19 protein-coding genes are annotated in these 24,738 nt (G+C 54.4%); 9 read left to right on the top strand and 10 right to left on the bottom strand.

Features of this window, described 5'->3' with window-relative positions; translation table 11 throughout:
• Nucleotides 1-37: 37 nt before the first annotated feature.
• On the bottom strand, nucleotides 38-454 hold the full coding sequence (locus ACR3ZL_RS13230) for a response regulator (RefSeq protein ID WP_486173539.1): 417 nt from the start codon (nucleotides 452-454) through the stop codon (nucleotides 38-40).
• Nucleotides 447-2,060: a hybrid sensor histidine kinase/response regulator gene (locus ACR3ZL_RS13235; protein WP_473652665.1), complete on the bottom strand. Its 1,614-nt coding sequence runs from the start codon at nucleotides 2,058-2,060 to the stop codon at nucleotides 447-449. Before ACR3ZL_RS13235 ends, ACR3ZL_RS13230 begins: the two co-directional genes overlap by 8 nt.
• A gap of 546 nt (nucleotides 2,061-2,606) precedes the next feature.
• Between ACR3ZL_RS13235 and ACR3ZL_RS13240 the strand changes: the two genes are divergently transcribed.
• Together ACR3ZL_RS13240 and ACR3ZL_RS13245 are read left to right on the top strand one after the other, a co-directional pair.
• Complete coding sequence (locus ACR3ZL_RS13240) at nucleotides 2,607-5,030, top strand: efflux RND transporter permease subunit (protein ID WP_473652664.1); 2,424 nt, start codon at nucleotides 2,607-2,609, stop codon at nucleotides 5,028-5,030.
• Nucleotides 5,031-5,498: 468 nt separating this feature from the next.
• Nucleotides 5,499-6,713, top strand: coding sequence for a DUF1559 domain-containing protein (locus tag ACR3ZL_RS13245; protein ID WP_473652663.1), 1,215 nt, complete (start codon nucleotides 5,499-5,501; stop codon nucleotides 6,711-6,713).
• 137 nt (nucleotides 6,714-6,850) lie between these two features.
• Here ACR3ZL_RS13245 and ACR3ZL_RS13250 read toward each other — a convergent pair whose 3' ends face one another.
• The 3 genes from ACR3ZL_RS13250 to ACR3ZL_RS13260 form a co-directional block, all read right to left on the bottom strand.
• The gene (locus ACR3ZL_RS13250) at nucleotides 6,851-7,834 is read right to left on the bottom strand and encodes an SGNH/GDSL hydrolase family protein (RefSeq protein WP_473652662.1); all 984 of its coding nucleotides are present in this window, start codon (nucleotides 7,832-7,834) and stop codon (nucleotides 6,851-6,853) included.
• Nucleotides 7,835-8,218: 384 nt separating this feature from the next.
• Complete coding sequence (locus ACR3ZL_RS13255) at nucleotides 8,219-10,021, bottom strand: LamG-like jellyroll fold domain-containing protein (protein ID WP_473652661.1); 1,803 nt, start codon at nucleotides 10,019-10,021, stop codon at nucleotides 8,219-8,221.
• Nucleotides 10,018-10,569, bottom strand: coding sequence for a sigma-70 family RNA polymerase sigma factor (locus ACR3ZL_RS13260; protein WP_473652660.1), 552 nt, complete (start codon nucleotides 10,567-10,569; stop codon nucleotides 10,018-10,020). Before ACR3ZL_RS13260 ends, ACR3ZL_RS13255 begins: the two co-directional genes overlap by 4 nt.
• Nucleotides 10,570-11,190: 621 nt before the next feature.
• Here ACR3ZL_RS13260 and ACR3ZL_RS13265 point away from each other — a divergent pair.
• Nucleotides 11,191-12,450 carry a DUF1559 family PulG-like putative transporter gene (locus ACR3ZL_RS13265; protein ID WP_486173540.1) on the top strand — a complete coding sequence of 420 codons (1,260 nt, stop codon included), beginning with the start codon at nucleotides 11,191-11,193 and terminating at the stop codon, nucleotides 12,448-12,450.
• Nucleotides 12,451-12,805: 355 nt separating this feature from the next.
• Here ACR3ZL_RS13265 and ACR3ZL_RS13270 read toward each other — a convergent pair whose 3' ends face one another.
• The 4 genes from ACR3ZL_RS13270 to ACR3ZL_RS13285 form a co-directional block, all read right to left on the bottom strand.
• Nucleotides 12,806-13,912: a lipid-binding SYLF domain-containing protein gene (locus ACR3ZL_RS13270; RefSeq protein ID WP_473652659.1), complete on the bottom strand. Its 1,107-nt coding sequence runs from the start codon at nucleotides 13,910-13,912 to the stop codon at nucleotides 12,806-12,808.
• A gap of 287 nt (nucleotides 13,913-14,199) precedes the next feature.
• On the bottom strand, nucleotides 14,200-17,208 hold the full coding sequence (gene purL / locus ACR3ZL_RS13275) for a phosphoribosylformylglycinamidine synthase subunit PurL (RefSeq protein WP_473652658.1): 3,009 nt from the start codon (nucleotides 17,206-17,208) through the stop codon (nucleotides 14,200-14,202).
• 37 nt (nucleotides 17,209-17,245) lie between these two features.
• Nucleotides 17,246-18,184, bottom strand: a complete 939-nt coding sequence (locus tag ACR3ZL_RS13280) for a prephenate dehydrogenase (protein ID WP_473652657.1) — start codon at nucleotides 18,182-18,184, stop codon at nucleotides 17,246-17,248.
• 214 nt (nucleotides 18,185-18,398) lie between these two features.
• Entirely contained in the window at nucleotides 18,399-19,124 is a 726-nt protein-coding gene (locus tag ACR3ZL_RS13285; protein ID WP_473652656.1) for an alpha/beta hydrolase, read from the bottom strand.
• Nucleotides 19,125-19,646: 522 nt separating this feature from the next.
• On the opposite strand from ACR3ZL_RS13285, the gene ACR3ZL_RS13290 reads away from it, so the two are divergent.
• The 6 genes from ACR3ZL_RS13290 (at nucleotide 19,647) to ACR3ZL_RS13315 (ending at nucleotide 23,867) form a co-directional block, all read left to right on the top strand.
• A complete protein-coding gene (locus ACR3ZL_RS13290) occupies nucleotides 19,647-20,390 on the top strand; it encodes a hypothetical protein (protein WP_486173541.1) in 744 nt (247 codons plus the stop codon).
• Nucleotides 20,391-20,566: 176 nt separating this feature from the next.
• Nucleotides 20,567-21,385 (top strand): DUF2262 domain-containing protein, encoded by an 819-nt coding sequence (locus tag ACR3ZL_RS13295; protein ID WP_473652654.1) that lies wholly within the window; start codon nucleotides 20,567-20,569, stop codon nucleotides 21,383-21,385.
• A gap of 133 nt (nucleotides 21,386-21,518) precedes the next feature.
• Nucleotides 21,519-21,800, top strand: a complete 282-nt coding sequence (locus ACR3ZL_RS13300) for a hypothetical protein (protein ID WP_473652653.1) — start codon at nucleotides 21,519-21,521, stop codon at nucleotides 21,798-21,800.
• A 61-nt stretch (nucleotides 21,801-21,861) separates the two neighbouring features.
• Nucleotides 21,862-22,443: a hypothetical protein gene (locus ACR3ZL_RS13305; protein ID WP_473652652.1), complete on the top strand. Its 582-nt coding sequence runs from the start codon at nucleotides 21,862-21,864 to the stop codon at nucleotides 22,441-22,443.
• A gap of 97 nt (nucleotides 22,444-22,540) precedes the next feature.
• A complete protein-coding gene (locus ACR3ZL_RS13310) occupies nucleotides 22,541-23,263 on the top strand; it encodes a GIY-YIG nuclease family protein (protein WP_473652651.1) in 723 nt (240 codons plus the stop codon).
• Between the two features lie 94 nt (nucleotides 23,264-23,357).
• Complete coding sequence (locus ACR3ZL_RS13315) at nucleotides 23,358-23,867, top strand: hypothetical protein (RefSeq protein ID WP_473652650.1); 510 nt, start codon at nucleotides 23,358-23,360, stop codon at nucleotides 23,865-23,867.
• A gap of 469 nt (nucleotides 23,868-24,336) precedes the next feature.
• Here ACR3ZL_RS13315 and ACR3ZL_RS13320 read toward each other — a convergent pair whose 3' ends face one another.
• Nucleotides 24,337-24,651, bottom strand: coding sequence for a hypothetical protein (locus ACR3ZL_RS13320; protein WP_473652649.1), 315 nt, complete (start codon nucleotides 24,649-24,651; stop codon nucleotides 24,337-24,339).
• Nucleotides 24,652-24,738 lie beyond the last annotated feature (87 nt).

Genomic DNA, 24,738 nt, shown 5'->3' on the forward strand with positions numbered 1-24,738 from the left:
TCCGTAGCTTCACCCGATCTAAATCCATTAGGCGGGATCAGCGGTCTTGGGGCATCGCTTCCGTTGGGAAAGCAAGATTGGTTTGGCAAGCCTGTACAGCGTTCAGTAATGCTTGCGGTTCGAATGGTTTGGAGAGAAAGAATGCGGCACCCTGATCGAGTACCAACGCGCAATCACCGGGACTGGCCGATAAAACGATGACTGGGATGGACGCGGTAATGGGGTTTTCCTTCAAAACCGCCAGTGCTTCTTGCCCATCCATGATGGGCATCCGTAGGTCCAGCAGAATGATGTCGGGGCTCATCGTATTGGCGAACTGTACTAGCTCTTCTCCGTTGGACACGTTGCTGACACGATATCCAGTGTGGCCAAGGACGATTCCGATGGCGAACTGAATGTCGGGGTCGTCTTCCGCTGTTACGATGTGAACCGGGTTAGACATCAGGCTAGACATACTGGGCCTTCCTCATATGGGGCTGGCGTGGCCGAGCGACGGGGGCCAACATTTGATTCAAGCAATTTTGAATGTCATCAGCTTGGTCGACCCGATCAAAACTGCCGAGCTGATGGAGCTTGATAACGGGCAGTTCACCTTGCGGGCGATTCCGATTGACCTCGGTTAACTCGTCGTTGAACCGCTGCAAGAAATTAGGAAGGTCCGCATTCGTGCTGTTCAGTACGACTAACCACTCGTTGCTATGAATCGGCAGCGCGATGTCTTGTGCTCGTAGGGTGTAGTTAAGGAATCGTTCGACGTCGTCGGCCGATTCATTGTCGCTCGAGATATCAATGTGCACGCGAATCACGGACAGCTCGGTTCGTCGATTTTGCGTCGTTCGTTCAAGGCGTTCGAGATACCGGCTTAACACTTTCTTTGGATTCGCATAGGGAATCGTGAAGACGAATGTGCTTCCCGATCCGACTTCGCTTTCGATGTCCAGCGAACCCAAATTCAAACCGACAAGTTCTTTGGTGATGCTCAAGCCAAGGCCGAAGCCCTTTTCGTTACTGAGGAGTGAACTTGGGCCCTGAGCGAATTGGCTGCAGAGTTTTTTTTGTAGCTTTTCGTCGATGCCGGGACCGTTATCGCTGACACGAACTTCAATTTCCTGGTTCGCGTCGTTGGCATTCACGGAAACACGGACGTGGCCTTCCGGCGGCGAAACTTTGATCGCGTTGGTGACCAAGTTGACCATCGTACGGCCGACCTTTTCAGGATCGCAAAACACGTCCGGAAGATCGTCTGGGCAGCTGGCGAACACCTTGATCGCACGGACCTTGCCACGATGAGCCAGCGGTGCAATTTCCCGGCGAATGATTTCGTTCATGTCGCACTTTTTCCGGCTTGCTGCAAGCATTCCGGACTCATAGCGACTGATGTCGAGCATGTCGTCGACCAGGTTGTTCAGCCCGTCGACACGATCTTCCATCACTCTTAGGAAGTGTTGTTGCGGTTCGGTGAGTTCGCCGAACATGCCTTGCGACATCATTCCGGAATATTGCTTGATGACGCACAAAGGAGTTCGGAACTCGTGTGAGACATTGTTCACGAACGATTTGGCCGATTGACAGAGAACTGCCAGTCGATCGTTTTTTTCTTGCAATTGATCGGCCTGCTGCGCGAGTACTCGTCGCTGGCTTTCAACCGCTTCCATCAGATCCCGAATTTCGCATTTTTGTCGCATACGTTCAATGTTCTGGTTGATGCATCGAAATAGTGTCGTGGACGTTAGGCTTTGTTTCGCAATGAAGTCGTCGGCGCCTTTGGCCAGCGTTTCGACATAGAAGCGTTCGTCGTCACAACCGGACAGCACGATCAGAGGCACGTCGTTGCAGGCGACCCGAATGTCGGTGATGGCATCCAGGCCGGCCGCATCGGGTAGCCCCAAGTCACTGAGAATGACGTCGTGCTTGCGTAGCTTCATCAACGCAATCGCTTCGCTAATCGAAGCAGCCACGTCGACTTCGTAGTTGGCGTCAGCCGCAAGCAGAGTTCGTTGAGCGATAATGGCGTCGGTTGCATCGTCTTCGACGAGCAAAACAAGTGTCGGTGTCTTCATTGGTTGCCCCAGGTTTGGAAGTCTTTTCAACAAATTTGGATTCCCCACAAGGCTTCGATGAATTGAAGCTCTGTATCCGCCATCTGAATTTCATTCCGCTGTGTACATCGTGTACGAGAGTGAGAATTGACCGTGTGGAAAATTCTGATTCATGTTGAGTTCCGTCTCCTCAACATCAGAAACTAGGCCGAGACTGGCTAACGAGGCCTGCGAATTATGGGAAATCAGTTCCCGTCATGCCTCTTTCACTTCAATCGATAGGGGTTGTCCCGGTGTGACTCTTTTCGCCGTCTAGGACCGGCGAGTAATGAGCGTTCCAATGACATTAGCTTCGCTTTTCGCTGTGTTTTTTTAACCCACGTTGTGACCCACGGTGCTGAGCGTCCGGGAGCGTCCACTCGCTTCGGTTCTCATCTCGCTAGATCGGTCATCGATAACCACGACGTCGTGTTTGGCTTCACCCTCGTCACTGACGCGGCGATTCGCTAATCTTTTCGTTGTGTTCACTCAACGGATTCGCTGGCACCACCAATCCCCATTGCTTTCATGGCTTTGATCTCTCTCAACCGTCAAGCAACCATCTATCGGCTTCGGTTTGTACTAGGGATTCTCGTGCTGTTACTGCTGGCGCCGATCAGCATTGTCGGTTCCGAACGCGCACTTTCATCCATGTTCAACGCCCCGGCCTTGTGGTTGCCGAAAGGCTTGGAAGTTCGCCAGCAATTCGATGAGTTTGCCAACCGGTTCCTGGGCCGCGACGTTCTGCTGATAAGCTGGGAAGGTTGCGAGCTTGGCTCAAAAGACATTCCGGTTGTGATTGGCAAGCTGCAGAAGTTTCTGGTCGATGAGGCCGAGGTGCCCAGAGAGGTCCGCTACCTACAACCCAATAGTCAGTTTGAGGATAAGGATCCCGCCGACAATCCAATCTGGAAACAGGCTCGCTTGAACGCGCCGGGATACCTTGACAAACTGACATCCGGTCAGGCGGCGTACGATTCATTAAACAGCCCACCGACCAGCTTCTCTGACCGCAGTGCGCGGGCTCGATTGATGGGAGCGTTGGTGGGGCCGGATGGCAAACACACGGCGATCTTGGCCTCTTTCACGCTATTTGGAAGTCGGCATCGGCAAACGGCAATTGATCAGATCAGGGCCTTGGTTGCCGAATCAATCAATAGTCCGACGGAAGAAATCTACATCGCCGGAGCACCGTTCGACGGTGCGTTGATTGACCTTGAGGCTCGCCAATCGATCCAGCGTTACACGTTGCCATCATGTTTGTTGGGGGCGTTGATCTGCTTGTTGTGCTTGCGGTCGTGGTTGCTGACAAGTGTTGTGATCGCTGTGGGCATGATTGGCCAGGGGATCTCTCTGGCGGCGGTCAGTCTGGCTGCGTTGGATATGAATGCGATCCTGATCGTATTGCCACCACTTGTGTTTGTGTTGACCGCTAGCGCGGGGATTCACCTAAGTAATTACTACCTGGACATTGTGCGGCAAACCCCTGATATCGACCCCACTGCTGCAGCTCGTCGAGCCATGCAGGCCGGGTACGTTCCCTGTTGGTTGGCGGCGATCACCACGATCATCGGTTTAGGATCGTTGGGAATGGTGCGGCTTTGGCCGGTTAGCGCTTTCGGTGTGATCGCGGCTGGTTCTGTTCTCCTGACGCTGTTGCTGTTGATGGCGTTGTTGCCGGGGGCGATGCAGTTACACGGACGGCTTGGTAACAAAAAACGCATCAAGGTTCGGAAGACCGGAGAAGCGAAATCGACGCACTTCAGTGGCCTTCTAAAGAATATTGATGGATGGTGGTTGGCGTTCACCGAACGCAGTTTGCGACGTCCGGTGGAGATTGTGGCCGGGTTTACGATCCTGACCGCGATTACCGCGGTGGGGCTGCCGATGTTGACCACTTCGGTAAACGTTCCTCGAATGTTCCCGCCCCATAGTGAGATTTTCGAGAACTACGAATGGTTCGAAGAACACCTCGGGCCGACAATCGACGCTCAGATGTTGATCACGTTTGAGCCCGGCGCAGTGCCCGACGACGTGGATCAGTTTCGTCTTATTCGTGACATTGATAGCCGATTGCGCGACACCGAATTGGTTGGCGGCGTGGTGTCCGCTCGCACTTTCCTGCCCAAACCGCCTCCATCGGTGGATGAAGGGAAGCGTTCGCTTGGCGCGACGATGATTGAAACGAATATCCGCAACTCGATGTTGCGAGAAGAGGGTGGACTGAGTGAATCGGGGTACTACGTTCGGACGGACGATGGCCGCCAGATTTGGCGAATTGGGTTTCAGTTTCCGTTCGGCGAAGAGATGGATTACCGATCTGAGCTGAAGCGTGTGGAAGGGCTCTTGGCTCCGATGGTGGATGTTGATGGTGTCTCGGCGCACTACACCGGCAACGTGCCGATGACGACCGCTTCTCAAGACATCTTGTTGAACGATCTCTTCCGCAGCTTTATGACTGCGTTTGGAATTGTCGCCCTAATCATGATGCTTTTGCTGCGGAGTGTGGTGGGTGGATTGCTGGCGATGTTCCCTAATCTATTTCCGACCGTGACGCTCTTCGGTGCAATGGGGCTGATGCAAGTGCCTTTGGACATCGGAAGTGTGATGACGGCAAGTGTTGCACTGGGGATCGCGGTTGATGCGACCATCCACTTACTGTCTCGTTTCGGTAGTCAACTGAAATTGGGACACACTCGCCACGAAGCCGCGACGGAAGCATTACGGATATGCGGGCCGGCGATGTGGCAAACCACGGCGGTATGTGGTCTGTCTCCACTGGTCTATGGGCTATCGCATTTCGTACCGACTCAGCGGTTTGCGTTCATGATGTTGGGACTTTTGTCCGCCGCCTTGATCGGCGACGTGGTCCTGATGCCCGCAATCTTGGCGTCCCCACTGGGCCGGTGGTTGGCACCCAAAAGTGCATCCGGCAAACGGTTATCAGCTTAATCTCGTCGGCTTAGGCTGGATTGAGCCTCTTTCTCATCCGCCTCACGAACTCGATAAGAAATCGTCGTGACATTGGTCGTTAGTTGGTAACGACACTGACGCTTGGTTTCATTCTGAAGCCGCCCGCGGTTCGGTTATTTTCTACTAGGTCTTTTGCGAAGCATGCTGATGCTGTCGCGTCGAGCCCGGGTAAAGCGAAGCGATGGGATCGTCTCACATTCCACGTTGGCGATTGGCGATACCCGCGTATACGTAACGCGAAGATTGAGCGTGTCCGTGCAAGACAACTACGTTGTTTGATTGCGCTAGTGCGAATGCGCTCGCCTATGTCTTCATAAATATCAAGAACTGGGCGTTATTAGTGTTAAGAATTCATATTCTCGAGACATTGCTAGTTGTTCACCATCGCAGGTGGATTTATTCAGTCACCCATTGGTGCATCTAAACTCCTAGTTCAGAGACTTTGAAATGAAATCAACTCACACGATTCGAAATCGAATCGGTTTTACGCTGGTCGAATTGTTGGTTGTGATTGCCATTATCGGTGTCCTTGTTGGGTTGCTGTTGCCTGCGGTCCAGGCGGCTCGAGAAGCTGCTCGCCGGATGAGTTGCAGCAACAACTTCAAACAAATCGGCCTGGCGCTTCATAATTACCATTCTGCCTATAACAAGTGCCCACGATCACAAGGCGGTACCGCTCACCCCAGCAAAAGTGATGCAGAAAGCCAAGCCGTCGGAACGGGGATCAATCGATCGGACTTGAACTGGTTGGTCGGGATCACTCCGTTTGTTGAACAACAAGCATTGTGGGAACAGATCAGCAACCCGCTGACCATTTCCGCTGGGACTTTCCAAGCGATGGGCCCTAACCCCAAACGGTCGCAAAGTAGTTATGGCAGCACGCCCTATGAGCCCTGGTTGACCGAAGTTCAATCGTTTCGCTGCCCTAGCGATCCTGGAGTCGGTTTGCCGTCCGATGGACGTACCAACTACGCGTACTGCGCCGGTGATTCAGTGCACATGGGTGATTGGGGATCGCTCAATAATAACGAAAACGTGGACAGCACCCGTGCCATCGCGGTACGTCATGCTCAGCGTGGGTTCTTCGTCCCTCGAACAACGCTTGCCTTTCGTGATGTGCTTGACGGCTTGTCCAACACCATCGCCGCGGGCGAAATCGTGACCGACTTAGGCGATCGCGATAAACGAACGTTGTTCGGCGATTCAGGATTTGGAACCGATGATGGCTCCGGAATGGTAGGCCCCAATGATGCGGTCGCTTGTTCCGGCACCGATCCAACCCGTCCCCAATTTTGGGGATCACAGGCCGTGATCAATGAGAATGAATCCGATCGCCGACGAGGCTACAAATGGGCCTTCGGACGAATTTCGTTCACGGGGATGAATACCATTCTTCCTCCCAATCGCGAAATTTGCATGGCCGGCGACTTCAGCGGGGCAGGAGTTTGCCCACCCGGAAGTCGGCACCAAGGTGGATGTCACGTCTTGATGGGTGACGGTGCGGTCAAGTTCATCACCGATTCCATCGAAGCCGGCAATAGCAACAGTGCTCAGGTGTCGAACGCCTCGGGCGGTTTAGCCGCTGGTCGAAAGTCGCCGTTCGGACTTTGGGGATCTCTCGGAACTCGGGCTTCGAAAGAAACGATCGAAGAAGAGTTGTAGAGGCCGTCTCAAGGCGAGCAAGCTTGGTAGCGGCGATTTGCCTTAACCAGGTAATCACCGCCAGCCAGCTGCAATTGTCACTCGCGATAGACGTTTTCGCATGACAGCGAATCTATCGCGACTCGGACATCGGTTGCTCACTCGCTCGCTTCCGCGAGCGCGAGGTCTTGCGATAGCGACCGGAAAATTGGCTCCTGGATAGCGATGACATTCAGAAAGGCTCGACGGATCGCGTCATAGCCGCGATCGTTCGGGTCTTCGATGTTGGTATAGAACCAGTAGGTCGGATCGTTCGAGTCGTAATGCCGTCGCCAGAATTGTCGGCAATGCGAACCATGGCCCAGGAAGGTTCGGTAAAGCGGCACGGTGTGGACGTTGTCGTGTTCGGCTCCTGCCCGATGGATCACTTCGTTGTACTGGGCATGGATCGCGAGGCCATCAGGCCAATCCGGAAGAAAAATGCTAGGGGCATCGCCGACGCCATCGGTTGGGTCATAGATATCCCCTAAGAAAATCAGGCATCCTCCAGGGAAGCGGCTCTTGATCTGGTCAAGCATTTTGTTCAGTCGCTGCTCGAATGCGGTGATCCAAGGCTGGGCTTGTTCCAGCGTCGCCCCGTACATCGCACCTTCGACCGGCGGTCGTCGGCCATAGCTATGAATTAAATCGTTCCCGCCCGTTGTCATGACAACGATCCCAAACACATCCTCGTCGAATGCCTCGATTTGTTCTTCGATGACTCTTTCGTGATCAAGAGATGTTGAACCGGAAACCGCGACATTGGTGGCCGTCAAGTTCGGCAGCACGCCGGTTAAGTGCTTGCCACGCATGTCAGGCCATTCGTCGACGGGGTTTTCTCGGAGTCGCTCGAAATAGGAATGGGACTTTGAATTGGCACCGAGTCCGCGGGTGACACTGTCGCCGATTCCCAACATGTGAACGCGATGTTCCGTCCACGTCGACTCGAAAGGTTCTGCGGGAACGGTGGCCCCAGCCGGACCTTCACCCACTGGCCGGCGCAACTTGAATTCCAAGTATGCCGGAACGCCCACAAAGACCAGCACCGCACTGCCCCACAGTACCCATCGACGAACACGAAGATTCGAGAGGATTGAAGCCATCGGTTTCCCCGGTTGATACGCGGATGTCATCACCTGAATGAGTAACGCGTAAGAACGTCAGCACCAACGCGATAAACCCTCAACTATCTTAACATCTACGCGGCAAGGAGTGCCGACGGAGACCAGACTGGGGATTGTCAGATTTCTGTCGACGACGAAATCGGCTGCTAGAAAATGTTCGTTTGCAAGCGGCACGTGAATAACGATGGCAGCATAGCAGTAGAAAAACGCCGGGCGATTTAGCAGTCCGGCGTATACGAAATTCAGCCGGCGTAGCAACGAGCGAAGAATAAGTGTCGAGCTGAAATTGTGGCAAAGGCTTCCAGCCTGTGGTCCGCGCAATCACAGGCTGGAAGCCTATGCCACTTATTTTCCGCTCCGTCCTTAGTGAGTTTGGATGGGCAGATCGACTAAGCGGTAGTGTTCTGCGATTTCTTCTGCAGAGAGATCTCGCTTGTAGATGGCGAATTCGTCGATCGCACCGGAGAATTGACGCCATGTTTCGTTGGCCGTTAACTGTCCAACAATCACGTGGAAATTGCCGAGGCTGTTGACCTTGCCGGGGCCCAGGCCAACACGACGGATCAGCTTGCCGTTGATATAGATCTCCATCGCATCAGTGCGTTTAACCGTGACAACATGTTGCCACTGGCCTGGAACACAGATACCGGGGGTGAAAGCGTTGGTACCGATTTCGTAATTGACATCCGGTGGTGTTCGATGGAGAAAACGGACCGCACCGGGTTCGTGGATCATGAACGTGTCCGTGACGATCTCGATCACGTTAAGGAACTTACGTGGGTCGATGCGGTTTTCGGGGATGATACCGACGCAGGTTGCATGTTGCAGGTCGTCAGGCTTCATCCAAAATTCGATCGAATACGGACGTTCGTTGAGTCCCTCGATGGCTTCGTCGGAGATCAAGTAGCGTTTCACGTCGCATCGATCGAAGCGAGCATAACCGTTTTGGAAACGAATGCTTTCGTCGTCCTCGTCCAGGCCGAAAATACTGGCGGAATGACTGCCCGACATTTCATTGAACACCTGCGGGCCGTCGGCATCGTCAAAACGCCAATAAAGCGTTGGTTGATCGCGGCGAACGGTATCGACGTAGTCGAGCAGCAAGGGGAGTTCTGAATTGTCGCTACCGGAGATGATGGGTAGGTCGTTCAGTCCCGCCTCGATCGCTTGCAGCGGATCGCCCTCGCCATTGATTCGAATACGACTGGCTTCTTGAATATGTTGGCTTGAAAGCGTGTTTCCATCGTCACCGAGGACTGACAATTCAACCTCGCCGCTGAGTACTTCGACTTCAGAAATTCCGGCTGGAGTAACACGAACGCCGAAGTCGGTTCCGAGGTCAACGATCGCAGCCTTCGGTGCATTTAAAACAAAGCCCTGGGCCCGCGGAGGAACATGGGCACTGATCGCACCGGTTAGGAGCGTTGCCGCGTCTTTGGAGTGGATCCGCAATTCGGCTGGGCCTTCAAGGGCAACGACTGCGCCACCCATGAATTCCATTTGCATTGTTCCGCTAAGTAACTTCAGTGTGCCAGCTGTGAGTCGCGAACCGACGACTAGATTGGTTTCCGGATCACCGTCAGAGCGAACAACAACGGCCGCGATCGGTGGGATTTCGTTTTCACCAAGTCCGCTCGTGAAGACAACGTTTCGGGTTCGCAGTGCAAGTCCATCAGTGGATTGTGAATCCGCTAAGGAATCAACGTTAGACTGTCCGCTTTGTGACTGCGCAATTTTATCCGATTGGTTGGGCGTGTTATTCAGTGATACGAAAAGACCGACCGCCAATGCGCCAATTACAAAAACCAGTGCGGCCACAACGGCTTGGAAGCCCAAAATCGTATCGAAGAAACGTCGAGACGGGTGAGGTTGCGGTAGGCTTACTTTGGTTGTTTCGTCAATCTGTGACGAAGCTTGCTCGAACACGTTGTCGGGCAATTGCTGGTTGAGTTGGCTGATCGCATGGTTGTCCGCCATGCCCCACGCGCCCGATAGCTCGGCGTGCATTTGCAGGTAATGCAGGTAATACACTTGAGCTTCGGTTGATCGCTGGAGCACAGCCACCAGCTCATGTTCCTCGTCACTGCTGAGCTGATCGTCGACTAAACGAGGAAGCAGGTTTTTGAGGAGTTTAAGATCGTCCGGATTGGTTGGACGCACGTTCATTGTTGTGGCTCGATCGAAAGTTTGGATTGAACACAGTCAATGAGTTTTTCTCGGACTCGGTGCAGCATGATGCTCACCGCGTTGGCTGACTTATCCAACTCGCCCGCGATAGCTTTCACTGATATTGATTCGGCATAACGTTGAATGACCAACTTGCGTTGTGCCGGTTGCAGGTTGACCAGGCAATCTTGAAGTGCTGCTTCACGTTGGTGGCAGGTTTCTTCTGCGAAAATTTCGCAGTCCAGTCTGTCCAGCGACGCAGCCAAGTCGGCTGGGAAGACGAGGCGGTCGCGGGAATTCCGCTTCCGAAACGCCATAATCTGGTAGCGGGCAATGGTAAATGCCCACGCCATGAAATCGGTTCCCGCTTCAAATCGAGAAACGTCGCGGCAAATGACAAGATTTACCTCTTGCAGCACCTCGTGGGCGTGCTCGGGATTTCCTAGCCGTTTCAACAGGAAACTGAGCAGCCGAGGTTGAGCCTCAGTTAGCTGGAGAACCAGCTCTGTTGTCAGTTCAACGCGGTCTGATTTCGGTTGGTGTTCCATGGCATTAACTAGATAGCCCGTTAGCGCTGAATCTTTCGCACAAAGATTCCAATTAAAATGGGTTCGCCCAGTGCGCAAAAATATTATGAAAGATTCTATCGTGAGCGGCTATTCCCATGCACCAGGGCAGAGTTGCTTTGATTCACATTGTGACCCACACCCTCTCTTTTCCACCAACGCATAGGTTTCTTTTCATGTTAGTTCGCTTTCTCTCTGCCACTGTCCTCTGTTTGGGATTGGTTGCTGGTTTCAGCACCACTGGGTGTTCGGAGCCACAAAACGAAGTCATCGACCAGACGACTGTTAATCAGGAGGCTCGAGAGAATTACGAAGCCCAGATGAATGCACCTCGCGATGGTATTTAGATGTAGAGATATTTCGTTGCGAAGTCGCGTCGCCGCATGTGTGGCGTCCGCGTAGTTGCCAAATATCTTTTGACGGTTTTTTCGACGGTGAATTTTGGGTCAAGCGGTCAGGCGGATGTCCGATTCGGCTAGATCTATGACAACCTTAGGTGAGCGACTTGTCATTTACTCGGGTTTGTTCAGTTTTCGCACACGGTTTATCACGCTGTGTGACGCAGTTTTGTTTTGTTTCAGTACCAAGTTTTGAGAGTTTCAAATGATTAAAGCATCCCAAAGGCGGGCGTTCACGTTAGTCGAACTGCTCGTGGTTATCGCAATTATCGGCGTTCTGGTCGGATTGTTATTGCCGGCCGTTCAGGCGGCACGCGAAGCAGCCCGGCGAATGAGTTGTAGCAACAACTTCAAGCAAATTGGCTTGGCGATTCACAACTATCACAGCGCCTACAATCAACTGCCAACCAATCACACGGGAACTGACCGTGCCGCCAACGGCGACGTTTCGGTGAACAGTAACCGACGCTTCTTAAGCTGGTTGGTACCTGTCTTGCCGTTCGTTGAGCAGCAAGGATTGTGGGAAAGCATCAGCAATCCTAGTCAGGAGACCACGCCTGGAACGACCATGTCGTCGGCGACCTTGAACGGTACTTGGCCATCGATGGGACCCGTGCCATGGGAATCTCGCTACGTTCCATGGGCTACTCAAGTCGTTGCATTCCGTTGTCCTAGCGATCCGGCTAACCTTGCTGGCGTTGCGACCGGGCGGACCAACTACGGTGCGTCGCTCGGTGACACAATCGACTCGTGCTATTACGGTGGTAAGAACGAGTACGGTGTTTACAACCAGCCCGGCACCAACTCATACACAAAGGATGACACAATCGTTCTTCGTGCTCGAGCAGCAAACCGAGGCTTCTTCTGGAGTCGGCACAAGACGAAGTTCCGCGATTGCCTGGACGGCTTGTCCAACACGATCGCCGCTGGTGAACTTTGCACATCCCTGGGTGCGAGAGAAACTCGTGCGGACTGGGTTCGCAACATTTCGTTCAAGGGTGACGGAACTTGGGACGGTGCGGGCGAGCCAATCCGTTGCAGTCAAGGCGCACACATCGATGCGACGCGTCCTTCGTTCTACACCGGTGGAGCCAGCGTTGAAACAAGTCCTTTGAACTCACGCGGGTGTCGTTGGGCTGATGGCCGGCTGACTTACACGGCCGTTCAAACCATCTTGCCACCTAACAGTGCTAACTGCTCGAAGAGCAGTAGCGACGGAAACGACTACTTCATCTCGTCGATCGGAAGTCGTCACCAAGGCGGAGCACACGTGTTGATGGGTGACGGTGCGGTGAAGTTCATCACCGATAGCATTGAATCCGGTGACCTGAATGACAACGCCGTTGTGGCATCGTTCTCTGGGCACACGACCAACCCGAACCTCGCCGGTGCTCAAAGCCCGTACGGCGTTTGGGGTGCACTGGGAACACGTGCAGCCAAAGAGGTTATCGAAGAAGAGTTCTAAGTCGAAGAATCCCAAGCCTAGTGATTCATCCAGATTCAAGTTGGGGGTAGTGGGCGAGGCGACGAGCCCGTCTGGTCGGTGAGTGGATAGGATTCGTCGCCTCATCCACTACGATCAACCCCAAAATGAAAAGTAGATGAAGCACTAGGAATTGCAAGTCTTGAATCGAACGGTCAAGTGCGAGCGGAGATCATCGAGTTTGCTTGATGATCTCTCGCTTCACTCAGTTTCGCCTTTCGCCGAGATGTTTTGAACTCGAAAGTTGAGTTAGACGCCTCAAGAGCAAAACCTTCCGATGCCGGTCCTAAGGGGCCGGCATTTTTTGTAGGCAGACCGGCCGATCTGACGGCGAGAACTACCGAGTGGGCGGCGGAGGCAGGTTCAGTGTTGACGAAGCCGAGGTCAGTGCCACCTGGTAATGCTTCAGCAATCCGAACACGGATTGAAATGCCGGTTGGGAGGCGAGTTCGCGATATCGCGGATCGGCTGCAACCGATTGAAAACGCAGCACGGCGGCTTGCAGTTCTTCGGGTTGGGGATGTTCGTTGCCCACAAACAGACTTGGGGGAAGTGCTAGGAAGGATCGCCACTGGGGATCCAGCAAAGCATCCAGTTGCGGCGCGAGTTGTTCGAGTTGAGTGCGCAATACATCCGCCTCGCGAACACCCACTCGCTGAGCGATCGCGCCGCTGTTGTTGGCTCCCACTGAATTGGGGCCGGCGGTTGTCGAATTAGCAAAGTCGTTAACGCCAGGTGCTGCGTTACCCGCACCAAGGTTGTCGGGCCCCGAGTTGCCAGCGAGCGACGCGATGGCCATCGTCAATTGTTCGGCGGCGGGCGGCACGACGACGGGCATTCCTGGACCAGGGGAACGGTAATAAGCACCGGTGGCGAGTTGGTCGACGCGTACTACGGAACCATCGATGGAAACGCCAGCGAAGAGGCCTCGGCTACGGGAATACGAATAGATTTCCGCTTGAAGCTGGGCGTCGGTAGCCACTGCACCTTGCCGCCCGACTGGCCCAGCGGCTGCGGCGGCGTCCGCTCCCAATGTCAACTTGCCGGACAAAATGTTTTGTACGCTGCGTTCGGATTTGAAGACGAGGACAACGTCAGACGATTGAACGCCGGCTTGCCAACCAATGTTTCCGCCCGTCAGCGTGATGAAGACGGGGGCATGCCACAGACCATCGCCCTCACGAACGAATAACAGTCCACGGCCGTGGCGGGCGCCGACGATAAAGCCGCCTTTGATCACGTCGGGAATGATCGCGACTCCGTAAGCGTCCTTCAGCATGGCGTGTGGCACCTTGCTAAGTGGCCCGATCAACACCTCGTTTAGAACGGTTGCGGAAGACGCCACCGTCTGTTCTTGAACTACTTGGGCAACCGCTCGTCCTGGGATCGCGTGGCTAGCCAATAGCGTCAGTCCACAAGCTACGTTCAAAATCAATCGCTGCATGGTTCTCAATCCTTTTCCACAGACGGTTTTTGGGCAGTTATCAGGGCGGTTGCGACAATAAGTGCTCCCGTTCACCAATCGCAACACTGTACAGGCGGGAGCAGGTGCAGCTTACCGCGTGAGCGTCGCCCACAAAAGTGTTCAAGCTCTACCGCTGGTTCCAGCCATGACGCAGCCGGGCGTTGGAATCGGGGCGTTGGAATCTGGCTGTTGTCGTGGGGAAGTATGGCTCACTGGTTAAACCTGGACGCCAACTGGGCGGCGTCCAGCGCGTGATGACCGGCTGTCTACTTCCAGTCGAGTGGTTTTTGCCAGGCCGCTTTTGCTTCGGCAACTCCGACCTGCAACACCATGTCGTTGCCGTCTTGGATCTCGACGGTTTCGCTTTCCACCACTTCACCCAAACGAGCCAAAGGCACTCCAGCGTCGGCAAAACGTTTCTGCAGCGACTCGACGTTAACGGGCTCCACTTCGATCAAGAAGCGGGTGTTGGATTCGCTGAATAGCAATTCCGCACTGGTCAGACCGCCATCGACTTGATGATCCACGCTGTCCAGGTTCAGGTTCAATCCCAGACCACCGGCGAGTGCCATTTCGACGGCGGAGGCAGCCAGGCCACCTTCGCTGAGGTCGTGGCAGGATCGCAGTTCGGTTGCTTCGATTGCCGAGTGAACGGTGGCGAAGACTTGCTTGGCGTACGCAGCGTCGACCTTAGGGACTTCGCCACCGGCTTGATCTTCGACCAGTCCGTAGTGCGAGCCACCCAATTCCCGGCTGGTCTTGCCGACTAGGAACAGCACATTGCCAGATTCCTTCAGATCCATCGTGACCGCTTTTCGCACATCGGCGATTTGGCCCATCGCACTAATTAGAAGACTGGGCGGGATCGCGATCGTTTGCTTTTCACCAGCATCGTTGAAGTAGCTGAACTCGTTGTTCAAGCTGTCTTTGCCGCTGACGAACGGAGTGCCCAGGGTGACCGCCATGTCTTGGCAAGCAATCGCACTGCGAACCAACGATCCGAGCGTTTCGGCGCGGTCGGTGTAGCCCCAACAGAAGTTGTCCAGGATCGCGATCTTCGACGGATCGGCACCAACGGCAACCGCGTTTCGCATCGCTTCGTCGATCGCGGATGTTGCCATGTGGTAGGTGTCGAAATCACCGTAGTGAGGGTTCATGCCACACGAGATAACCAAGCCTCGATAGCTGTTCAGCTTAGGACGCACGACGGCCGCGTCGCCAGGACCATCGCATTGTGGGCCGACGAGCGGTTTGACCACGCTGCCGGCTTGGACTTCGTGATCGTATTGGCGGATCACCCAGTGCTTGCTGGCCACGTTGTAGCTGCCCAAGATTTTCAGCAGCGTATCCGTGTTCGCCTTGGCATCACGTTGAGGAATCGTGACCGGCTTGACTGCCGGTGGCTCGTACACCGCGTCGCGGATGATCGGTGGTCGACCGTCGTGGAGGAACGACATCGCGACGTCGCCGACGGTGTCGCCGTTGAAGGTCAGTTTCAAGCGACCTGTTGGTACGAATCGTCCGATCGCGGCTGCCTCGACGCCTTCGCTTTCGCAAAGGTCACGCAGGGCTTCCCATTTGTCCTCTGGCACAGCCAAGACCATTCGCTCTTGAGCTTCGGAGATCCAGATTTCGGTGTAGGTCAGACCGTCGTATTTCAGCGGGGCTTTATCGAGCCAAACTTCCGCACCGAGTTCTTCACCCATCTCGCCAACAGCACTGCTGAACCCACCGGCTCCGCAATCGGTGACGGCGTTGTACAGGCCGGCGTCGCGGGCTTGCAGCAACACGTCGAGCACCATCTTTTCGGTAATCGCATTACCAATTTGAACCGAGCCACCTGAAAGAGCTTCCGATTCGCTGGTCAGTTCAGCACTGCTGAATGTCGCACCGTGGATCCCGTCGCGGCCTGTTCGTCCACCGATGGCAACAATCAGGTCGTTCGGCTTGACTTCTTTGTCTTCCATCCCCACGGGGATGATGCCGACGTTGCCGCAGTAAACCAGCGGGTTACCCAGATAACGGTCGTCGAAGTAGACCGCACCGTTGACCGTTGGGATCCCCATTCGGTTGCCGTAATCTCGCACACCGGAGACTACGCCCTGGATCACACGTCGAGGATGCAGAACACCTGGTGGAAGCGAGTCGGGTGTCACGTCCGGCCGAGCGAAGCAGAACACGTCGGTGTTGCAGATCGGCTTGGCACCCATGCCGGTTCCCATCGGGTCGCGGATCACTCCACCGATGCCCGTGTTGGCTCCACCGTAAGGCTCCAGAGCCGATGGGTGGTTGTGCGTTTCGACTTTGAAGCACACGTGGTCGTCTTCGTCGAAGGTGACCACACCGGCGTTGTCCTTGAATACGCTGACGCACCAATCTTTGTCGCCGAGCCCACGACGAATCGTCTGGGTGGCTTCGAAGATGGTTTCCTTGAGCATGTTGTCGTATTGTCGCTCGTCGGCCAAAGGAGTGCCGTCGGCGGATGGGCCACGATAGTGGATACGACCAGCCAATGTTTTATGGCTGCAATGTTCGGACCAGGTTTGTGCGACGGATTCCAATTCGATATCGGTCGGGTCACGATCCAGCGAAACGAAGTGATCGCGAATGGTTTGCATTTCGACCAACGTCAAATACAACTGCCCATCTTTGGATAGCTTTTCCAACCCGGCGTCGTCCAGGTCTCGGATCGCAACCTTAACCAGCTCAAACTTGCCTTCAGAACCGACATCGAGCCGGTCCATTTGAAGCGGGCCGATGACGTAGGCTTCGATCGAGTCATTCGATAGTGCACGCCGGCAAATCGTTTCGAGCTGCGCCGCGTCGACTCCGCCAGCGATCCAGTACTTACGAAAAGTCCGAACGGCTTCGACATCCAATTGGCTATCCGTCAACGCACCCAATGTAGACGCGGATACCGGGTCCATCACGCCCGGCTTGCTCATCACGTGGACCAAGTGCGGAGTCTCTTCGATGCCCTGTTCGGCGAGCGTTTCTATCATGTTTTCAGGTGGCTCGGATAGCAGATCGGTGTCTGCATCGGCGCCGTCGATTCGTCCCACAACGGTCCGTTCGGTCAACGCATCGGCCAGTAACGTTGCACCGATTTCGCCGGCTTGGGCGGCATCGAGATCGCTTTGGATCAGGTAGCCACGAGCGGCGGCGATCACGAGATCGTCGCCAAGACCGAGTTCGTGGATTTCGCTAGCGGTTTGAGCACCGGCCCGGTCAATTTGATTCGGGCTGGGATGAATGTCGATTTGCCAAAGCGGCATGGGATGTCTCTTTGAAAAAGCTGTTAGCCACTAGCGGTTAGCTAGAAGCGGTCGATTGCGATGAGGGCGTGTTTTGACGTGTGGTTTGTGCGACGGCAAGCCAGTCGTGAAGTTCGTTGTCCTGGTGATTTTCAATCCGCTGAATCAATGCGTCCAATTCCGCTTGGGACGCTTTTAAAGCGGTGACGATGGCGGTGCGATTTTCAGCGACGATCGCGGTCCACAATCCCGGGTCGCCAGCAGCGATTCGGGTGGTGCTTAGCCAACCGGTACCGGCGAGCGGTCGAGCTTCGTCGGGTAATTGTGCGGCGATCAGCGACGCCATCAAGTGTGGCATGTGCGAAGAAATGGCAAGCAGCTCGTCGTGCCGTTGCGGGGACATGCGGGCGAGGTGTCCGCCGGTCGCCTGCCAGAATTTTTCGATCGCTTCAACGGATTCCGCGTTAGCGGTTGAGCCCGATTGGGGTGATGGACGGTCAAGCTGGAAATCGTCCGCTGGCGTGATCACGATCGGCCGACCCTGGAAAAGATCCGCTCGAGCGTTCTGGATTCCGGTCTTTTCGCTGCCTGCGATGGGGTGGGCTGCGACGAAACGGGAGGCAATTTCGGGATGCTGGGCGACCGCCTGAGTGATTCCCAGCTTTGTGCTACCGACGTCGGTCATCAGGACATTCGGGCAAGCTTGGCCGATCTTGACGATTGTGTCAGCGATCAGGTCGACCGGGGTGGCGACGACGGCGATGTCGACGCTTGAGCACGCCTTGATCAAGTCTTCGGTCGCAAAGTCCACGATGCCGTTTTCGACCGCAAATTGGCGGGTTTCGGCTCGCCGAGCACACCCGACCAAGCGAATGTGGGGGTGAGTTTTCCGCAGGGCCAAGGCCACGCTGCCACCAAGCAGCCCAAGCCCGACGATCGCCACGGACGGAGGCGAAGTGGGCGTTCGAGAAGGCGGTTCTTGGGGGGACGTGCTCACGAGGCACAAGATATCGGATCGCCCGGGTTCTTCCCATCGGGGAGGCGAATCTTCGTGAAAACCACGATCCGGGGCTCACGGATATGCAGGCCACGGATATTGAGTGCCACGGATATGCAGGGACTACGGATTCGCAGGGACTACCGATACGCCGGGGCGATGGATAAGCGGGGGTTATGGAGCGGGGGTTATGGAGCGGGGTTATGGAGCGGGGTTATGGAGCGGTCGACGAAAGTTGCTCGGCGGTCGCGCTCAACACGTCTTCCGGGATGGTGTGGGGGCCATCGAATGGATGCCAGTTTGTCGTGATCCCTTTTTTTTCCAGCATTGACTGCATTGCGGCAGTGTCGGCAAACGGCAGAATGTCGTCTTGGCGGCCGTGAGAAATCAAAACTCGGACGTCTGGATGGGCGGCGACCGTTGTGGCATCGAGAGCGTAGGCTGGTGAATAGAGAAAGAGATTCCGCACGGGCAGGTCGGCTTCGGACAGCAGCAGGCTGGACAACGTGGCGCCTTGTGAGAAGCCTCCAACCGAGATTTCCGCGTTGGGATAAGTCCGCGATGTGAACTGCACCAGTGCAGCGACTTGATTGTAACCGGCGTCGAGTTCCGCTTGATTGGTTCCCCAAGCGAGACCTCCCGTTTCCAACGCGACTGGCGCGTCGGGGAACACAAAAGCTCGAGATTGACCGTTGATGTAATCGGCCAAAGGAGCCAAGTCGGCTCCGGAGGCACCGTAACCGTGCAGCAAGACGACAATCTGGCTGGCACTTTCCAAAGGTGTTCCGGCGGTTTGGACGTTGAGCCCGCCCCAAGGAATACTGGGATCAACTTGAGGGGCGGAGTTCGCTTTCTTGGAAACCATGTTGGAAGAGTCCGAGCAGCCGTGGGATGTCAGCAAGATGGATGTCAGCAATGAGAGCAGTGGGAGATATCGCAATTGAATTCCTTCTGGAAAGTGAGCTGGTAACCGGGCTTGCAAGGGATCGGGCTTCGTAACGGCCGGCTGAACGACCAATGCGACGCCGAAAGACACGTGTCACCGGACCGGGGGACGTGCCAAATTGTATACCCTCCGCCGTGTCTTGAGCGGCTAACGTTTGCCTGCATCCGGACCTTTGGCTGAATTGTCGAAGAATGAATTTCCATCGCGTATCGGTAAGGCCGCATCGTCCGAAGCGGAAAACTAGATCGCAAAGCCGAACGCTAGGAACTGTATCGTTCGAGTGGATGTCTGGCCACCGAGAACGCCAAGGCTGCTATGCTGCTGAACGAACGACCTCGCAAGCGTCACGGCTATCAAACACTCGTGTTTCTTTTCCAGTGATATCGCAAAAAATTGCGTTTCGGATTTGAATTCGCAAAGATGCAGAACCATTGCATGCACCGAAGTCGGGCTTGCGAGGTTTTACGAATGGAAAATCAACTCTCCCGACTCGGTGATGTCCGCCGTTCTGCTACCATGAAAACCATCGTAACCCAATCGGCAACGCTCATCACGTTGCTTGGGTGTAGCACGAGCGACCCCACCAATCTACGAACTGGCGGAAACGCACCTGTGTCTTCCCCGAACACACTGACACTTGGAAACGAAGTCTTCGCTGTAGACAGCTGCGTGATTTGGGGTTATCTCGGCAAACGCGACGGCAAGTGGTATTGCCGTTGGTGCATTGATACTGATGCCGTAAAACGCACCTTCACAGAATCTGACGAAGATGGGCCGTACACTTTCGAGATGCAGCCGACCTTGTCCGGGAATTCGCTTCCGATCAACGTTTCGAGATGGCGTGAACTTGATGGTGTCGCATTCGAAACCGGTGCGCACGCCAACGTCGACTACTTTGACAATAAAAACCATTCAGCGATCTACACCTTGCGATCGATGACATCTTACGAAGAGTGTTCCAACAACGTAGTGACAATTCGGCATCTAGACGGTGACCAGTTCCGCGTTGTGTGGACTGGTGACGCATTTGTTTATGGAACTGGCGGCAATAGTTTTTCGCTTGATGCGATTGCAACACTAACAAAGATTTCGTTGTCGGCTGAAATTGACGATGAGAGCGAAGTGGACGACGATGAGATCAGACAGATTTTTGAATCTGTTTTCCAACACGGGGATTTCACACAACATCCTGCTGTCATTGACAAGTTTGAAGAGGACGGTGTTCTCTACATGAGCTTTGACGCCAACTTTACCCCTTGAAAATGAGCAGAACCATGGGATTCAACGGAGCGGCGGTCGTGCGGTTCTCGGTAAGACCAATGCCTTCTCCCGCCGCCCGCTGATCCCGGTCGTTCGCCAAAAGAATGTCGCAACTCCGAATTCATATACTCGTCGTGTGCTTGATCGCTGGTTGTTCCAGGCCGGAAGGAAACGCTTTGACCGAATCGTACACCCCACCCAACATAAGCTCACTGTCAGAAGTGGATGTCGCTGACGTTGACTACAACGATGAGCCAGTTCTGATCGAAGGACTTGTTTCACAGAGTAGTCAGGGCGCCTCCGTTCGCGACAAGGACGGATTCAATGTCCACATGTTTACGCTGGCGGCGTGGAGAGAATCCGATGGGCCAATAATAGAGAAAGAATTGCTGGTACTTCGACCAGTTCAGCAAGATCATGATTGGGGGCCAGACTTTGCATCGTTTTCCAGTCATCGTTTGCGATTGCTGCTTTCGACGGAGCGAAACCGATCCGTTCTTATCTCTTCAGAACCAATACATTCTTCTTCGCAATTCCAAAGTATTGCAGAAAAACTGCAACGGCCTGTGGTCATTCAAACGGACCGACTTGGCTCATTGACTCTAGATCGGTCGCTGAATTGGTTCGATGGTGAAACGCTATGGAACGGGCAATTTGTAAGGGTCTCGATTCCCGCCGACGAAAACGAATCCACTGGGAACGCTCTTGAAACTGCCGAAGCTCTCTGGGCCGATCAGGCGTCCTGGAAGAAACGCATCGAATCCTACGCGGTCAATGAACTTCTGGACTTAAAGAACGATACGTGGCTTCAAGAAGGCGAGACCACTTTCACGTCAAAGAGATTCATTGATAGAATGGAACTTGAATCAATTCAAATACTGCCAGATGGCCAATTTGAATTTTGGTTCGACGATGGAGACTTGTTTTGGGGGCATTCGATCATGGTAAGCGGCGATGTCAAGAATGGTCCTGACGAAGCGGGGATTCATGGTTGATCAAACGCTAAGGAATTGGCGAACCATGCCATGCACCGGAGTGCCGGTGGCCAGCGTTTTCGGAAATATAGAGTCAACTCCCGCCATCCGGTGATCGTTGACGTTAGGCTGTATCCGGCACCACCAACAACACATGTCTATGGAAAGCGACGTGCAGAAAGACGCAGGAATGATCTACGGAGGCATCGCTGGCGTGCAGCTGCCGGTTGAGTCCTTCGCGATTGGCGAAGGCGTAGAGCTTCGGCAAACATACTGCCACCTGTTCTCGACAAGCATGACGGCGTTTGCGCGTCCGGGACCTGAGAGATATCATCCCGCCCCTTGGAAGGCGGCAAAGGGCGGATGGGGCTATGACATTGAAGTTGAAATCTGCGCCCCAGCCGAAACCCCTAGGAAGCTCGTTCGATGCAACTGAAATCATTTGGTGGATCGCCGCGCTATTGCGATTGGTACGACATCCCTACCTGTCCGTTCCTGTGATTTCGAACCAATCGTTTCGTCAGATCCCAGAGTCTGGCGAGGAGCCAGTCCTCACTCCATTTGAGATTGAAGGACGTGTTCTCGGCCCTCCCGCCGACGCAGACTGTACACTCGACACGGATAACCTTGCGTGGGTTGCCGACAACTGGTTGAGAGCCGGCCAGATGTTGAACAGCAATGCCAAATTCTACAGCGCTTTCAAAGCATTCGATTCAGCGACGGTTCGAGGTCGCGCCTCGGCGTCAATGCTTGCGCTTTGGGGTGGAATTGAACAACTATTCGCACCGTCGGCTGGCGAGCTTCGATTCCGAGTCTCGGCACTACTCGCTTCTTTTTTGGAACGGCCCGGTGCTTCTCGGCTTGAGCTCTACAAGCGGATACTCAAACTCTATAACGAGCGATCGGTTGCGGCGCATACGGTAAAGGATGTTGAGATGGCGCCGCTCATGGAAACATACGTTATGATGCGTAACGCACTTGTCCGCATGATCGATGATGGCAAAGTACCAGCCCAGTCCGACTTGGAGTCTTTGCTTTTCGGTGCCGTTCCTCAGGAAAAAGAATCAACAACAGCCTAACAAATGCGTGAACCGGAGCGGCGAATCCGGCGGACTCTGAAAATCAACGCGTAACGTCGCCGCCCGGTTACGCAGGTCGTTATCCCATCAAACACACATGCATCGCTTACTCGAAATTGGCTTTCAACATGCAGGGCATTGGCTCCTGTCCAACGATAAGTTGGAAGTCGAACTCGTGCGCCATGCGAAGCAGTCAAACGTCCTGTACGCGTTCGTTTGCGATGGTAACGTGTATTACGTTGGCAAGACCACACAGACACTTGCGAAGCGTCTTGGCGGCTATAGGAATCCAAGTCCGACGCAAGCGACCAACGAACGTAATCATCGTTTGATTTGCGAACAACTCGCTGATGGGGTCGCGGTCGATATTCTCGTGCTGCCGGACAACGGATTGATGCACTACGGTCAGTTTCACCTGAACCTCGCCGCAGGACTGGAGGACAGCATCATCTCGACACTTCGGCCGCCTTGGAACGGAGCGCGGACAAAGGTCACGATCGAAACGCTAGATTCTTCACCGCCGCAGACCGAGTTTCAATTTCAATTGCATACGACGTATTTCAACAGGGGATTCTTCAATGTCACCGTCGAACACGAACGGTTCTTCGGTGGTGATGGCGAGCAGATAGATATTTTCTGCGGACAGTCCGATTTCCCAATCATTGGCTCGGTTAACCGCCGCGCGAACTCGAATTCGACACCAAGGATCATGGGCGGTACGCTGCTCAAGGATTGGTTCCAGCACGATTCAAGTGTTGGGGCCACCATTCATGCTGCGGTCCAAACGCCGAACGAGATTCACCTGAAAACGATGGGATAACCATGCCATACACCGGAGCACGGCATGGGGCGATTGCAGATGGACACCACATTGGCCGTGCTCGGTGATGGCCGCTGTTATCCGACTGAATGAAATGCGTTTAACGATTCGTCGCTCACTGGTGATTGTCGCTGTTTTCGCGATTCTATTTGCGGCGCCGGTGATGTTGCACCGGACGCTTGAAGATGAGCTTTTGGTGATACGAGCGATCGAGAAAAAGTACGGCGTCCACTTTCTTGTCGTCAATCTGTCTCATCAGCCGCGGCACTCCGGTGGCTACCATATGATTGTTGATGGAAAATTTGTTCCGACTGCAGGAAGGGCCTGGAGGAACGACGCGACACCGAAGTGTTTGTCGTTTCTTCCCGCATCGCTTCAGATCTACTGCTTCTCACCAATCACCTCCGTACAGATCGATATGGATGTTTTGGACGAAGCTGTACTCGATGACTTGCTGATGCTACGATCCTTGAAGTCGGTGTCGATTATTCGCGACGCTCCTGATTCCGTTGCGCTGTCGAGAATGCGAGAACGTTTCCCAGGACTAGACATTCATGAACCGATGCGTTTGTGGGGGGCACTTGGCACGAAGGCTGGAGGATAACCATCGCGTGCACGCGGAGGCCCGTTGGCAAGGTTTCACAAATGGGACATCAACTCACGTGCTCCGGTAACGCGTGTCGACTATGAAGTCCGTGGTTTGACCAGAGGCGTGTGGCCGCTTTTGGTGACTTTTTCTACATCGGTGATTCTTCAGTTTCCGTCTTATTGTCTTGGGGGTGGATTCGGCTGACTTTGAACGTTGACGCTTGCGAGTATCGGCGAGATCCGATTCGGTACTCTACGACTATTCGAGGTGTCGACGCTTGGACTTGGGCTAGCTAAGTCTGTCAGTGACAGCGTCGTCTCGTCATTCCTTGCAGTGCTAACGAGTCGGCTTGATTCATTGACTACTGCTGTATGATCCGATCGCTTGAGCTTGTCGCGTTCAGGGCATCGCCAGTCACAGTCTTCGTCACGAACTGGCCGGAAAGAATTTATCCTAGGGTCACGCCAAGATAGCTGGAGATGTGTTAAACGCTCTTGAAGCGATGTGGGGCATCGATTGCCGCGACGAGCATCTCGGCGATCTTGCGACCCACGCCGGGGATGGTCATCACGCGTTGGATGTGGGCGTTGTCGGCAGCGAACAGTTCCAGAGGTTGTTCGATCGCTTCCATTTCAGTGGTGAGCTCATCAAGTTGTTTCAGTTCGCTGTCGAGTTGTCCTTTCCAGAGATCGTCGGTGCCACTCTCATGGATTGGTTTGCGGTGGGAGTCGATATGGGCGCGGCCGCTGTTCCAGACGCGTGCTCCGGTGTCGATCTTGATAGGCTTCCATGACGACAAGGTCGATTGGATTGGACTCGAACAGTTGATCGACGTGAGAAACCTTGGTGAGGATGGTTTCGAATCGATAACGCTAATTTCGGTTGT

This window comes from Rhodopirellula sp. J20-39, assembly GCF_057365095.1.

Bases quoted from the DNA above. Each gene is read 5' to 3' on its own strand.
- ACR3ZL_RS13245 (WP_473652663.1), top strand. From the start codon at position 5,499: ATGAAATCAACTCACACGATTCGAAATCGAATCGGTTTTACGCTGGTC.
- ACR3ZL_RS13250 (WP_473652662.1), bottom strand. From the start codon at position 7,834: ATGGCTTCAATCCTCTCGAATCTTCGTGTTCGTCGATGGGTACTGTGG.
- ACR3ZL_RS13270 (WP_473652659.1), bottom strand. From the start codon at position 13,912: ATGCAGCGATTGATTTTGAACGTAGCTTGTGGACTGACGCTATTGGCT.
- ACR3ZL_RS13235 (WP_473652665.1), bottom strand. From the start codon at position 2,060: ATGAAGACACCGACACTTGTTTTGCTCGTCGAAGACGATGCAACCGAC.
- ACR3ZL_RS13255 (WP_473652661.1), bottom strand. From the start codon at position 10,021: ATGAACGTGCGTCCAACCAATCCGGACGATCTTAAACTCCTCAAAAAC.
- ACR3ZL_RS13260 (WP_473652660.1), bottom strand. From the start codon at position 10,569: ATGGAACACCAACCGAAATCAGACCGCGTTGAACTGACAACAGAGCTG.
- ACR3ZL_RS13240 (WP_473652664.1), top strand. From the start codon at position 2,607: ATGGCTTTGATCTCTCTCAACCGTCAAGCAACCATCTATCGGCTTCGG.
- ACR3ZL_RS13290 (WP_486173541.1), top strand. From the start codon at position 19,647: ATGAAAACCATCGTAACCCAATCGGCAACGCTCATCACGTTGCTTGGG.
- purL (WP_473652658.1), bottom strand. From the start codon at position 17,208: ATGCCGCTTTGGCAAATCGACATTCATCCCAGCCCGAATCAAATTGAC.
- ACR3ZL_RS13265 (WP_486173540.1), top strand. From the start codon at position 11,191: ATGATTAAAGCATCCCAAAGGCGGGCGTTCACGTTAGTCGAACTGCTC.
- ACR3ZL_RS13310 (WP_473652651.1), top strand. From the start codon at position 22,541: ATGCATCGCTTACTCGAAATTGGCTTTCAACATGCAGGGCATTGGCTC.
- ACR3ZL_RS13300 (WP_473652653.1), top strand. From the start codon at position 21,519: ATGTCTATGGAAAGCGACGTGCAGAAAGACGCAGGAATGATCTACGGA.
- ACR3ZL_RS13315 (WP_473652650.1), top strand. From the start codon at position 23,358: ATGCGTTTAACGATTCGTCGCTCACTGGTGATTGTCGCTGTTTTCGCG.
- ACR3ZL_RS13230 (WP_486173539.1), bottom strand. From the start codon at position 454: ATGTCTAGCCTGATGTCTAACCCGGTTCACATCGTAACAGCGGAAGAC.